Genomic DNA, 11,772 nt, shown 5'->3' on the forward strand with positions numbered 1-11,772 from the left:
CGTGCGCCCCGCGACCGACGGTGGTATTACGGTTGACACCGCGGAAACCACCGCGGCCGCCGAGCCGTCACCGCCGTCGGCCGCCGAGCCGTCACCGTCGTCGGCCGCCGACGGCATCTGTGACGACTGTTCGTGCGGCGGGCTGCCGTCGGCGTTCGCGAACTTCCCGGTCTCGCCGCGCCGGACCGAGATGAGGGACGGCGAGCTCCGCGTCTCGTTCGTGCTGACGGGCCACGAGGAGCTGCAGGCCGTCGTCGACGAGTGCGAGGCCGCCGGGCTCGGGGTTGAGTTGCGCCGACTGTGCGTCGATCGCGGCGACCGGAGCGCGGCGGACGACTCCTGCCGCGATGTCGTCCCGGTCGACCTCGCCGGCGTGACGGACCGACAGGCGGAGGTCGCGGCCGTCGCGGCCGATAAGGGCTACTTCAACGGTGACGGCGCATCCGCCGAGGCGATCGCCGCGGATCTCGACATCGCGAAGTCCACGGTCTCGGAACACCTCCGGACCGTGACGGACACGCTCTTTTCGCAGGCGTTCGGAGACGGTACTTAAACCCCCGAACAGTTCGCCGACAGCTACCCCCGGGGTTAGACCGTAGTGATCAGTAGCGGGGTCGAACCCACGCGTTCGACTCCGGCCACCTATGACCCAGTGGACACAGCTCGGACCGCGGGAACGCGAACTCCTCGCCGTCCTGCGGCGCGACGACGACCCCCTCACGGCCCGCGACCTACACGACGCGGTCGCGAGCCGCGGCGACGATGTCGCGTACACGACGGTCAAGCAGACTGTCGACCGGCTCGTCGAGAAGGGGCTCGTCGACCGCGGCACGGAGCGACACAGCGGGACGACACGGCATCGGTACTGCTTCGACGCCGAGGCCGCCCGCGACCGGCTCGTCCCGGAGATCGAAGCCGAACTGCGGACGGTCCTCGGCGATCCGGCGGTCGAGCGGATCGTGGTCCGAACGGAACACGACGGCGACGGCGGAGCCGACGCCACCACCAGACAATGACTTCCCACCCTAACGCCAGCGACGAGCGGACGGCACGAGCCGACGAACAGCACGACGACACGCCCGCGGATGCGGGCGACGCCAAACCGGCGGGCGAAACCGACGACGCCGGCGACGACGAGCCTGAGATCGTCGACGGACGGACGATCGAACACCTGCTCACCGACCACGAGCGCGATATCGCTTCGACCGCGGAGGGCACCGACGCGACCGCGGCCAAGCGGCCGACGCTCGACCTCCCGCGCCTAGAGCTCGGGCGGCGCGACTTCATGAAGGCGGGCGCCGCCGTCGGAGCCATGAGCGGGCTCGCGGGCTGTACGAGTATCCTCGCGGACGAGGAGGACGACTCCGGCGGCGCGGCCGCCAGCGGCGAACACAAGGTCGCCCCGGGCGAGCACGACGAGTACTACGGGTTCCTCTCGGGCGGCCACACCGGCGAGATCCGCGTCGTCGGGATCCCGTCGATGCGCGAGCTGATGCGGATCCCGGTGTTCCAGGCGGAGAGCGCCCGCGGCTTCGGCCACGACGCCAAGACGAGCGAGATGCTGGAAGAGGAGGGCGGCGGCTACACGTGGGGCGACACCCACCACCCGCGCGTCTCCCAGACCGACAACGACTACGACGGCCGCTGGCTCTTCGTCAACGACAAGGCGAACGGGCGGATGGCCCGGGTCGACTTGGAGTACTTCGAGACCGACGCGATCACGAACGTCCCGAACTGTCAGGGCGTCCACGGCGCCTGTATGCAGCTGCCCGATACGCAGCTTGTCTTCGGCGTCGGCGAGTTCCGGGTGCCGATGCCCAACGACGGCCGCGACGTACAGAGCCCCGACGAGTACGGCTCCGTCATCACCGCCATCGACCCGGAGACGATGGACGTCGAGTGGCAGGTCGAGGTCGACGGTAACATGGACAACGGGGACGGCGGCAAGGAGGGCCGCTGGTTCTTCGCGACCGGCTACAACAGCGAGGAGGGGGTCACGGAGGGCGAGATGGCCCGCTCCGACCGCGACTACGTGAAGGCGTTCGACATCCCCGCGATCTGGGACGCCGTCGAGGCCGGGAACTACGAGGAGATCAGCGGCGTGCCCGTCGTCGACGGGACGATGGACAGCCCGCTGAACGAGGGCGACCGCCCGATCGTCCGGTACGTGGCGACGCCGAAGAGCCCGCACGGGATCAGCGTGACGCCCGACGGGAACTACGCCATCGCCTCCGGGAAGCTCGACCCGAGCTGTACGGTCATCGACATCGACGCGATCGCCGAGGTCGACGACCCGCAGGAGTCCATCGTGGGACAGCCCCGCATCGGGATGGGGCCGCTCCACACCGCCTACGACGGGCGGGGCCACGCGTACACGACGACGTTCATCGACAGCGAGGTCGTCAAGTGGGACTACGAGGCCGCCGTCGAGGCCGAGGCCGGCTCCGAGGAGCCGGTCGTCGATCGCCACGACGTCCACTACAACCCCGGCCACCTCATCGCCGCGGAGTCGTACACGGCGTCGCCGCAGGGCGACTACCTGATCTCGCTGAACAAGCTCTCGAAAGACCGGTTCCTCCCGGTCGGCCCGATCCACCCCGAGAACGACCAGCTGTTCCACATCGGCGACGACGACGCCGGGTTGGAGCTGATCAAGGACAAGCCGTCGTACCCCGAGCCGCACGACGCCAGCGTCGTTCACAAGGATAAGCTCGACCCGGCGAAGACGTGGGACACCGACGACTACGAGATCGACTACGTCGCCGAGGGCGAGGAGTCCATCGAGCGGGTCGACGACAGCACCGTCGAGATCGAGATGTGGGCGCGCCGCAACGAGTACGCCTTCCCCGATATCACACTGCAGGAAGGCGACGAGGTTCACCTCAGAATCTCGAACATCGAAACCACGAGCGACGTGATTCACTCGATCGCCATCCCGCAGTACGACATCAACCTCGCGCTGGCGCCGCAGGACACCCGCGAGGTGACGTTCACCGCGGACAAGCCCGGGGTGTTCTGGGCGTACTGCGCGTACTTCTGTAGCGCGCTCCACTTGGAGATGCGCTCGCGGATCCTCGTCGAGCCGGACGAATAGACCGCCGACTCACTCCACCCACCACCCACCCCCATTCCCCACACACTATGACAGCCTCACTCGACCGACTGACGGAGCTCAGGCGGGCGCTTCCGGTGACGGCGGCGGCGATGTTCGTCGTCGCTCTGCTGGTACCCGTCTGGAAGATCGCGTTCGAAGCGCCCCAGTACCCCGACGGGCTGCTCGTCGAGCTGTACGCGTATCCGCGGCTCGGCGGCGACTACGCCGAGGTGCAGGCACTGAACCACTACGTCGGGTTCTACTACCCGGACCCGGTGTTCGTGGATCCGAACTACGTGGTCCATCCGGACGCGATCGCCGCGCCGGAGTGGATCCTCGGGCCGGCCGTGTTCCTCGCGGTGGCCGCCGCGGGCGTGTTCGTCGCGCTCGCGCCCACCGGCCGGAAGCTCCGTCTCGGGCTGCTCGGCCAACTGACCGGGGCGACGGTGGCGTTCGTGGGAACCTTCGCGATCGTGCAGTACCGGCTGTTCCAGGCGGGCCACGCGCTCGGCGAGAGCGCGCCGGTCGTCGGGGTGCGCGAGTTCACCCCGCCGCTTCTGGGCGGCTACGAGATCGCCAACATCAGCGGGGTGGCGTGGTTCGGTCCCGGCGGCTATCTCGCGGGGCTCGGGTTCCTCCTGCTGGTCGTCGCGTACCTGCTCCGCGGCTCGCGGGTCACGATCGGCGAGGTTCCCGGGGAGGTCCGCGAGCGGCTCTCGGGGGGGCGCGGTGGCGGTAGCGACGGCGACGGAGAGACGGAGGAGATCGGTTCGACCGCCGAGGAGATCGCCGAGGCCCAGCCCGCCGCGAACCGCGAGTCGGTCTCGGCCCCGGACGAGCCGACATCGGACGACTCGGCCGCCGACCGACCGACCCGAAACGGCCCCAACACGGGGGTAAACTGATGTCCCGGCTCCCGTCGATCGGCGGGCTCGCCTCGGCTCGCGCGGTGTTCGTCGCCGCCGCCGTCGTGCTCGCGGTCGTCCTCGCCGGCGTCGTCGCGGCGACCGGCGCGGGGGTCGCCGGGAGCGACGCGGTCGACGCCGGAAACGGAAGCGAACCGATCGTCGACCCGCCGACGTACGACCCGGACCGGCCGACCGAGGCTGGCACCGCGACGATCCGACGCGACGGGAGCGGAGGGGAGGGGAGCAATACCGCCGAGACCTACGACGACCTGCCCGCCGCGGTCGACGCCGCGGGCCCGGGCGACACGATCGAACTCTCGGGCGTCTTCGAGCCCGCGGAGCCGATCGTCGTCGACGAGCCGGGGATGACGGTCCGCTCCGCGTCGACCCACGGCGCCCTGATTGACGGGGGCGGCGAGGGCACGACGATCGCGGTGCGCGCACCGAACGCCACGGTCGAGGGCGTCTGGATCGACGACACCGGCGAAAACCTCGAATCGCAGGACGCCGGCGTGTACGTCGCCGAGAACGCCTCCGGCGCGACGCTCTCGGAGCTGTACCTCACCGACGCCGCCTTCGGCGTCTGGGTGAACGGCGCGGACGAGGTGACGATCGCCGACTCGCGGATCGAGGGCACCGAGGCCCCGCGGTTCGCGAACCGCGGCAACGGGATCAACCTCTGGGAGACGGACGGGACCGAGGTCCGCGACACGGAGATCACCGACGTGCGCGACGGGATCTACTACTCGTGGGCCTCGAACGTCGAGGCGACGGGGAACACGCTGTGGGACCTCCGGTACGGCGTCCACTACATGTACTCCGATAACAACCGCCTCGCGGACAACGTCGCCTTCGAGAACGACGTGGGATACGCGCTGATGGTCAGCGACTCGATCGAGGTCGTCAACAACACCGCGGTCGCGAACCGCGGGCAGAGCGGCCACGGGATCCTGCTCAAGGAGATCGACCGAAGCGTGATCCGCGACAACGACCTGGTCGCTAACGACGACGGGATCTTCCTGTACAACGCCCAACACAACGAGGTACAGGGGAACCTCCTGTACGCGAACGGCGTTGGGATCCACCACTCCGCGGGGACCTCGGGGACGACCGTCGTCGGCAACGGCTTCGTCGAGAACGACGAGCCGGTGTTGACGACGACTCGGGACCTGATCGCCTGGAACGGCACCGACCGGGGGAACTACTGGTCGGACGCCCGCGTCGCCGACGCCGACGGCGACGGGCTGAGCGACACGCGCCACCGGCCGGCCGGCGCGGCCCAGCGCCTCGTGCAGGAACACCCGACCGCGGTGGTCTTCGCCGACGCTCCGGCGTTCGACGCGATCCGGCTCGTCGAGAGCCGGTTCCCCGCGGTCGAGACCGCCGGGATCGTCGACCACCGGCCGCTCGCCGAACCCACCCGCGACGTCGAACCGTATCGCCCGTACGCGGCCGCCGTCGAGGCGACCGCCGAGTACGACGCCGACCCCGGAGACGACCACCACCAGTAACCATGCGAATCGAAATCACAGACGTTCGAAAGCGGTACGGCGACGTCGAGGCCCTCGCCGGGATCGATCTCACGGTCGAATCGGGCGAGGCGTACGGCCTCGTGGGAACCAACGGCGCCGGCAAGTCCACGCTGTTCGGACTCATCGCCGGCCACGAGCGCCCCGACGCGGGCGCCGTCGCGGTCGGCGGTCACGAGGTGGCCGAGATCGGCTGGCGGATCCGCGAGGCGATCGGGATCCTCCCCGAGAACCCGGGCTTTCCGCCGGGCGAGACGGGGCGGGAGACGCTGCGGTTCCACGCCGACGTGCGCGGGGTCGGAGCGGGCCCGGAGGACACCGCCGAGCGCATCGCCGGCGCGGCCGCGACGGTCGGGCTCGCGGACGCGATCGACCGCCCCATCGACGGCTACTCGAAGGGGATGTCCCGCCGGCTCGGGCTGGCGGCCGCGCTGCTCGCGAACCCGTCGGTGCTCCTGCTCGACGAGCCGACCGCGGGGCTCGACCCGAACGGCGTCGCCGCGCTCCGCGAGGTCCTGACGCGCGTACGCGACGAGACGGGCGTGACGCTGCTCATGGCGACCCACGCGTTGCGAGAGGCCGAGCGCGTCTGCGACCGCGTCGGCGTCCTCGACGGCGGTCGGCGTATCGCCGAGGGGACGCCCGACGAGCTCGGCGCCGACCACGAGGGCGGGCTCGAAGACGCCTTCGTCTCGCTCACCGGAGGTGGTCGCGATGCCTGAGCGCGGACGCGGGGAGGAGACGTCCGATCCGACCCCCGACGGCGGCGTCGTCGGCGGTGTGAGCGCCGCCTCACCGGGAGACTCGACCGCGGAAGCGACGGAGACGGGAACGGAGACCGCGACCGACACGGAGAGGGTCTCCGTCCCGCTCCCGCGACCGGAGATCGTCCTCCGGATCGCCCGCCGCGAGGCCCGGTTGACGACCCGTCGGGGGTGGGCCGTCGCGCTGACGGTCGTCTTCGCCGCGTTCGGGCTGCTGCTGGCGATGTTCAGCGGATCGAGCGTCGCGCCGACCGGCTACGAGCCGGTGGTCGCGAGCTACGTCGAACTCGCGACGTACCTCGTCCCCCTAGCCGCGCTGGCGCTCGGTCACGGCGCGATCGTCGGCGCGGCCGAGCGCGGGCGGCTCGGCGTCGTACTGACGCTTCCTGTCTCGCGGGCCGAGGCCGCGATCGGCCTGTTCGCCGGGCGGGCCGTGGTGCTCGCGGCGTCGGTGGTGCTCGGGTTCGGCGTTCCCGGGCTGCTCCTCCTCCGGGAGTTCGGGCTCGCCGGCTGGCCGACGTTCGCGTGGTTCCTGCTCGCGACCGTCGCCGTCGCCGTCGCGCTCCTCGGGCTCGGGGTGGCGATCTCCGCGGTCGCGCCGTCCTCGACGGTCGCGCTCGCGGGCGCCCTGCTCGTCTGGGCCTGGTTCGCCTTGGTCCACGACCTGCTCGCGCTCGGCGTGCTGGCCGCGCTCGACGGCGCGGGCGCGTTCGTCGCCGTCGCGGTCGCCGCGAACCCCGTCTCGACGTACCGGCTGCTCGCGCTCGCCCCGACCGACGCGGGCGGCGCCGGGCTCGCGGCCGCGCTCGACGGCAGCGGCCTTTCGGTGGGGCTGCTCGTGGCGGTGCTGCTCGGCTGGGTCGCGGTCGCCGTGGGCGTCGCCGCGGTGGCGCTCCGCTCGAAGCGGATATAACACGCCCCCGCGTCCTTTTTGAATCGATCCGTCCCGTCGAGCCGCCGCGACGTGACGGGGCTGCGGGCCGCGTCGGTCACGCGCTGTCGTTGGCGGCGTCGGTCGAACCGCTGACCGTCCGGGCCGTCTCGACCCACTCGTGGTCCGGGAACGGCGCCGGACGGACGGCGTAGGCGTACCGCGGCTCGCCCTCCGCGTCGAGCGTGAGGTCGAACGCGTAGATGATCCCGTCCTCGACGCCGAGTCGAAGGGAGCCCTCGACGGCCGGGGTCGCCCGCGAGTCGTCGGGCTCCGCGTCCGAGAGCCGGTACGTGACGACGGGGACGCCGTGGTGCGTCGCCGTGCCGACCGCCTCCCAGCCGTACGGCTCGACCATCTCCGTGTGTCGGCCGATGTTCATAGGGGCGATCTGACCGTAGTGAGGGTCGTACCGATAGTACGCGCCGATCGCGTCGTGATACGTGAACTGCGGGTCCGACTCCCACTCGTCGTGCGGCTGATGATCGGGCAGTTCGTCGGCGGGCTGGACGTACGCGTACGCGTCGCCGTTTCGGTAGTCTCTAGCGCCGTACCGCAGGTCTGAGATCACCTCTCCGGTAGACGAGTTGACGTAGTAGTCGCCCTCGACGCGGCGACGGTCGGGCGGCTCGTCCAAGACGATCGCGTACGAGTCCCAGTGGTCCCTCGGCGCGTGCAACGGCGTCTCGTCGTCAGATTCGAGCGTCGAGAAGTCGATACCGTCCGGTCCCGCACCGTCGGGGTACTCCTCCGGGAGCTCCGACTGGCCGTTCGATCCCGACCCGTCGGCGTCCGGTGTCGCGTCGGTACAGCCGGCGAGGCCCGAGACTCCGACGCCGAGTGCTGAGAGGAGGGCACGGCGTTCCATGCCGGAACTTCTGTCGTGTCGATGGAATATCTTCCGGACCGCGGCCGCCGGGTGGCGGCTCGCGGGCGAACCGGCCGGCTCCCGGCGCGGTCATCGGTCGACTTCCGGCGCGGTCATCGGCCGGTTCCCGGCGCGGTCACGGATCGGAGGCGTCTGACGCCTCCGAGTTCGTTGTCGTCCCCGGTCCAGACCCGGCGAGCATCGCGGCGCCGCCGTGCCGGACGACGGTCGCGACCATGTTGCCGGCGAACAGCAGCGCGCCGGCGACGACGAGCGCGCCGCCGAGGGGTCGGACGAGGCCCCCCTGGGATCCGCCGACCGTCCCGAGCGACGCGACGGCGGGCGAGACCGCGGCCGCGAGCAGGAGGCCGGCGCCGAGCACGGTCGCGGCGAGGTCTACCGCGGCGACGCGGGCGTCGTAGAGGTCGTCGATGGCGGGGACCCGTTCGAGCCCGACCCGGTCGGCGTAGCGGTCGAGCCAGACGATGAAGGGGACGACGTGGTAGAGGCTCCCGACGACGACGAAGCCGACCAGCGCGCCGAGCAGGACGGGACCGACCGCGGGGTGACCGAACCTGACGGCCGGACCGAGGGGGTCGACGGCCCACGTCGCGGCCGCGGTCGCGCTCCACGCGAGCGTCGCGAGCGCGACGACCGCGTACCGAGAGAGCATCGGCGTCGCCGTCGCGGTCGCGTCGCGGAGCCGCCGGAGGAGGACCCCGCCGGCGACCGCCGCACCGCCCGCGGCGAGCAGTCCGCCGGCGGTCGCGAGGGGCGCGACCGCGAGCAGTCGCCCGGCGGCGAGCAGGACCACGCCGACCGGGTACGCCGCGGTCTCGACCCGGGCGAGTCGCTCCTCGATCGGGAGCGCGTCGGTCTGCGTGAACATCGGCCCGAGCTGGTATAAGGCCCCGAACACGGCCGTGACGACGACGCCGAGGACGCCGAGCGTGACGTGTGCGTCGACGACCGCGATCCGCGAGAGGCCGAGCGAGGCGAGGACGCTCCAGCGGTAGTCGGCGGCGAGGCTCCCGCCGAGCACCGCAGCGAGCGCGAGGAAACCGAGCGCGAGCGCGAAGTGTTTTTCCGTGACATCGAGCGGACGAGCGCGCCACAGCGTCCGGGCGAGGTTGTAGATGAAGACGGCGAACCCGACGACGATGAGCCCGGCGAGGAGCGCCGCGTCGGCCGGGCGACCGAACCAGAGCCCGCCGGCGAATCCGCCGACGCCGACCGCGACGGCGACGAGCTGAAGCGTCGCCAGCCGCTCGGAGTGAAGGTCGACGCCCGACCAGACGGGGACGAACTGCGTCATCGCGCCGAGGATCGTGAGACACACCCACCCGACGAGCAGCAGGTGCGCCGCCGCGATTCCGCCGAGCGCCGCACCCGCTACCGCCGCCCCCGCGGCGCGCAGGAGCGCGAGCGTTCCGCCGACGGCGAGGAACGCCAGCGCGACGAGGAAGTGCCGGAGCGGGATCGTGGTCGGCGGGCGCGTCGTGGTCGTGAGATCGCCGGGAACGGCTCGCATGCGTGCCCGTATCGTCCGCGTCCCCCTGTCGACATCCCCGAACGTGTTCGGGAGGTGGGACCGAACCGACAGCGGGTACGCCCCCGAACACGTTCGGGGAAAACGACGGACGCGTGGGGAACGAACGCTCGCCCATGCCACTGGAGACGACGGTCCTCGAGGAGGCGGACGCGCCGACGGACCGCCCGGTCGAGACGCTCGACGTCGCCGACCTCGGACCGCCGGAGCCGCTTCGGCGGACGCTCGAACGGCTCGCCGACCTACCGGAGGAGACGGTCCTCGTTCAGCGCAACGACCGAGCCCCCCAGTTCCTGTTTCCGAAGCTCGACGACCGCGGCTACGCGCACGACACGGTCGAGACGGACGAGGCGGTCGTCACGGCGATCTGGGTCTCGGGGGACGACCCATGAGTTTCCTCGGCGGCTCCGAGCCAGAGTTCGACGACGAGAGCGATTTCGTGCCGGAGCACGTGCCGGAGCCGGGCGCGTTCCTCACGGGTCACGACGTTCTCGCGGGCGAGGGCCACGTCGTCGTCCACGAGCACGCCGCGGACGCCTTCGAGGAGCACGGCGTGTACGACGCCACGTTCGGCTACAACCTCGCCCGGCTCACCCTCGACCCTCGACACCCGGACGCCGGGTTCCGTTACGCCGAAGAGACCGAGAGACCGACGACGCTCCGCGCCGAGTTCACGCCGACGACGGCGTTCTGTCCGCAGGCGGAGCCGCTGGCGGTGGGCGCGTTCCGCGCGCTCGACGCCGTCGACGACCACGGCTACGACCTCGTTCGGGTCCGCGTCGACCCCTCGCTCAACGGGAGCGAAGCGGTCAACGACCGGCTCGAACGGCTCGAATCCGGCGACGGCGATCCGGGCGGCGCCGAACGAGCGGACGCTGATCGGCCGGACGCCACGGGCGGCGACGCGAACGGTCCACCGAGTCCGTTCTGACCGGCCGCGGCGCTGCGCCGGCTCGCGGTCGACCGAGCTGAGGGACGCTCCGTCCGCCGCGCCCGTCGAACATGTTCCCGCGAACGTCCATGCCGGAGCGTCGCGTACCCTCGGGTATGAGCGACGCCGAATCCGTCCTCGACGTGCGCGAGCGCGACGATCCCCCGTTTCCGGCCATCAGCGACGCGCTCGACGAGCTCGCCCCGGACGACCGCCTGCGTCTCGTGAACGATTTCGAGCCGGTTCCCCTGTACGACGTGCTGTCGGACCGCGGCTTCGAACACGAGACGGAGCGGGTCGCCGACGACGAGTGGCACGTCACGATCGAGCACGACTGAGCGGGAGCGACGGCTGCCGTCTCCCCCGGCACTACTTTTATACTCCGCTCCGAATAATTCGGTTCGCGCGCTCGAAGTCCGGGAATTCCCGCCGAAGGTATTCCCCATACTACCCTACGTCGAGTCACATGACCCGACGCACACTCGACCGGCGTACGTTCGTCCGAACGACTGCGGCGCTCGGCGCGGCCACCGCGCTCGCCGGCTGTAGCGGCGGCGGAGACGGCGGCAGTGGCGGAAGCGACGGCGGTAGCGGCGACGGCGGAAGCGACGGAAGCGACGGGAGCGATGGGAGCGATGGGAGCGACGGAAGCGACGGAAGCGACGGAAGCGACGGAAGCGACCAGCAGTTCCTCTCCGAGGAGCCGGACTACGGCGGGTTTCTCGACGACGCCAACAACTACGAGCGGACGGTCGACATGACGGACGCCGACTCGGCGACCGTCGACGTCGGCGCCGGGGACGGCCTGTCGTTCGGTCCGGCGGCGGTCGCGGTGTCCGCCGGAACGACCGTCACCTGGGAGTGGACCGGCGAGGGCGGCCAACACAACGTGTCCGGATCCGACGGCAACTTCGAGAGCGAGACCGTCGGCGAGGAGGGCCACACCTTCGAGCACACCTTCGAGGAGGCCGGAGTGTACACCTACGTCTGCACGCCCCACGAGGCGGTCGGAATGAAGGGCGCGGTGTACGTGGAGTAGCTCCGCGACGACCGCGACCGACCGACGGCCGCGACCGACCGACGGCCGCGACCGACCGACGGCCACGACCGACAGACGACTGCGACCGACAGACGACTGCGACCGACCGACGACTGCGACCGACCGACGACCGATCCCGACGATTCAGCCCGTCCACCC

General features: G+C 71.1%; 13 protein-coding genes. 11 read left to right on the plus strand and 2 right to left on the minus strand.

Features of this window, described 5'->3' with window-relative positions:
• From OQF71_RS11400 to OQF71_RS11430, 7 genes are all read left to right on the plus strand, one after another.
• On the plus strand, positions 1–553 hold a 553-nt coding region (locus OQF71_RS11400; protein ID WP_280587811.1), incomplete at its 5' end, for a helix-turn-helix domain-containing protein.
• 91 nt (positions 554–644) lie between these two features.
• Positions 645–1,016: a BlaI/MecI/CopY family transcriptional regulator gene (locus OQF71_RS11405; RefSeq protein ID WP_280587812.1), complete on the plus strand. Its 372-nt coding sequence runs from the start codon at positions 645–647 to the stop codon at positions 1,014–1,016.
• Positions 1,013–3,094, plus strand: a complete 2,082-nt coding sequence (gene nosZ, locus OQF71_RS11410; RefSeq protein WP_280587813.1) for a TAT-dependent nitrous-oxide reductase — start codon at positions 1,013–1,015, stop codon at positions 3,092–3,094. Before OQF71_RS11405 ends, nosZ begins: the two co-directional genes overlap by 4 nt.
• 47 nt (positions 3,095–3,141) lie before the next feature.
• Complete coding sequence (locus OQF71_RS11415) at positions 3,142–3,999, plus strand: hypothetical protein (protein WP_280587814.1); 858 nt, start codon at positions 3,142–3,144, stop codon at positions 3,997–3,999.
• Entirely contained in the window at positions 3,999–5,513 is a 1,515-nt protein-coding gene (gene nosD / locus OQF71_RS11420) for a nitrous oxide reductase family maturation protein NosD (RefSeq protein ID WP_280587815.1), read from the plus strand. The genes OQF71_RS11415 and nosD overlap by 1 nt, the downstream gene beginning before the upstream one ends.
• A 2-nt stretch (positions 5,514–5,515) precedes the next feature.
• Entirely contained in the window at positions 5,516–6,253 is a 738-nt protein-coding gene (locus tag OQF71_RS11425; RefSeq protein WP_280587816.1) for an ABC transporter ATP-binding protein, read from the plus strand.
• On the plus strand, positions 6,246–7,208 hold the full coding sequence (locus OQF71_RS11430) for an ABC transporter permease (protein WP_280587818.1): 963 nt from the start codon (positions 6,246–6,248) through the stop codon (positions 7,206–7,208). The genes OQF71_RS11425 and OQF71_RS11430 overlap by 8 nt, the downstream gene beginning before the upstream one ends.
• A 76-nt stretch (positions 7,209–7,284) precedes the next feature.
• Here the strand turns inward: OQF71_RS11430 and OQF71_RS11435 are convergent, their stop codons facing one another.
• Complete coding sequence (locus tag OQF71_RS11435; protein WP_280587819.1) at positions 7,285–8,094, minus strand: hypothetical protein; 810 nt, start codon at positions 8,092–8,094, stop codon at positions 7,285–7,287.
• Positions 8,095–8,230: 136 nt separating this feature from the next.
• Complete coding sequence (locus tag OQF71_RS11440) at positions 8,231–9,625, minus strand: hypothetical protein (RefSeq protein WP_280587820.1); 1,395 nt, start codon at positions 9,623–9,625, stop codon at positions 8,231–8,233.
• 134 nt (positions 9,626–9,759) lie between these two features.
• On the opposite strand from OQF71_RS11440, the gene OQF71_RS11445 reads away from it, so the two are divergent.
• The 4 genes from OQF71_RS11445 (at position 9,760) to OQF71_RS11460 (ending at position 11,613) form a co-directional block, all read left to right on the plus strand.
• The gene (locus tag OQF71_RS11445) at positions 9,760–10,035 is read left to right on the plus strand and encodes a DUF2249 domain-containing protein (RefSeq protein ID WP_280587821.1); all 276 of its coding nucleotides are present in this window, start codon (positions 9,760–9,762) and stop codon (positions 10,033–10,035) included.
• Entirely contained in the window at positions 10,032–10,574 is a 543-nt protein-coding gene (locus OQF71_RS11450) for a hypothetical protein (protein ID WP_280587822.1), read from the plus strand. Before OQF71_RS11445 ends, OQF71_RS11450 begins: the two co-directional genes overlap by 4 nt.
• A 116-nt stretch (positions 10,575–10,690) precedes the next feature.
• Positions 10,691–10,912 (plus strand): DUF2249 domain-containing protein, encoded by a 222-nt coding sequence (locus tag OQF71_RS11455; RefSeq protein ID WP_280587823.1) that lies wholly within the window; start codon positions 10,691–10,693, stop codon positions 10,910–10,912.
• A gap of 128 nt (positions 10,913–11,040) precedes the next feature.
• A complete protein-coding gene (locus OQF71_RS11460) occupies positions 11,041–11,613 on the plus strand; it encodes a halocyanin domain-containing protein (RefSeq protein ID WP_280587824.1) in 573 nt (190 codons plus the stop codon).
• Positions 11,614–11,772 lie beyond the last annotated feature (159 nt).

The sequence above is a fragment of the Halorubrum sp. Boch-26 genome, from assembly GCF_029889805.1.
GTDB lineage: Archaea > Halobacteriota > Halobacteria > Halobacteriales > Haloferacaceae > Halorubrum.

Excerpts from the sequence above, each read along its gene's own strand:
- OQF71_RS11460 (WP_280587824.1), top strand. The coding sequence starts at position 11,041 with ATGACCCGACGCACACTCGACCGGCGTACGTTCGTCCGAACGACTGCG.
- OQF71_RS11425 (WP_280587816.1), top strand. The coding sequence starts at position 5,516 with ATGCGAATCGAAATCACAGACGTTCGAAAGCGGTACGGCGACGTCGAG.
- OQF71_RS11435 (WP_280587819.1), bottom strand. The coding sequence starts at position 8,094 with ATGGAACGCCGTGCCCTCCTCTCAGCACTCGGCGTCGGAGTCTCGGGC.
- OQF71_RS11440 (WP_280587820.1), bottom strand. The coding sequence starts at position 9,625 with ATGCGAGCCGTTCCCGGCGATCTCACGACCACGACGCGCCCGCCGACC.
- OQF71_RS11430 (WP_280587818.1), top strand. The coding sequence starts at position 6,246 with ATGCCTGAGCGCGGACGCGGGGAGGAGACGTCCGATCCGACCCCCGAC.
- OQF71_RS11415 (WP_280587814.1), top strand. The coding sequence starts at position 3,142 with ATGACAGCCTCACTCGACCGACTGACGGAGCTCAGGCGGGCGCTTCCG.
- nosD (WP_280587815.1), top strand. The coding sequence starts at position 3,999 with ATGTCCCGGCTCCCGTCGATCGGCGGGCTCGCCTCGGCTCGCGCGGTG.
- nosZ (WP_280587813.1), top strand. The coding sequence starts at position 1,013 with ATGACTTCCCACCCTAACGCCAGCGACGAGCGGACGGCACGAGCCGAC.
- OQF71_RS11405 (WP_280587812.1), top strand. The coding sequence starts at position 645 with ATGACCCAGTGGACACAGCTCGGACCGCGGGAACGCGAACTCCTCGCC.
- OQF71_RS11455 (WP_280587823.1), top strand. The coding sequence starts at position 10,691 with ATGAGCGACGCCGAATCCGTCCTCGACGTGCGCGAGCGCGACGATCCC.
- OQF71_RS11450 (WP_280587822.1), top strand. The coding sequence starts at position 10,032 with ATGAGTTTCCTCGGCGGCTCCGAGCCAGAGTTCGACGACGAGAGCGAT.
- OQF71_RS11445 (WP_280587821.1), top strand. The coding sequence starts at position 9,760 with ATGCCACTGGAGACGACGGTCCTCGAGGAGGCGGACGCGCCGACGGAC.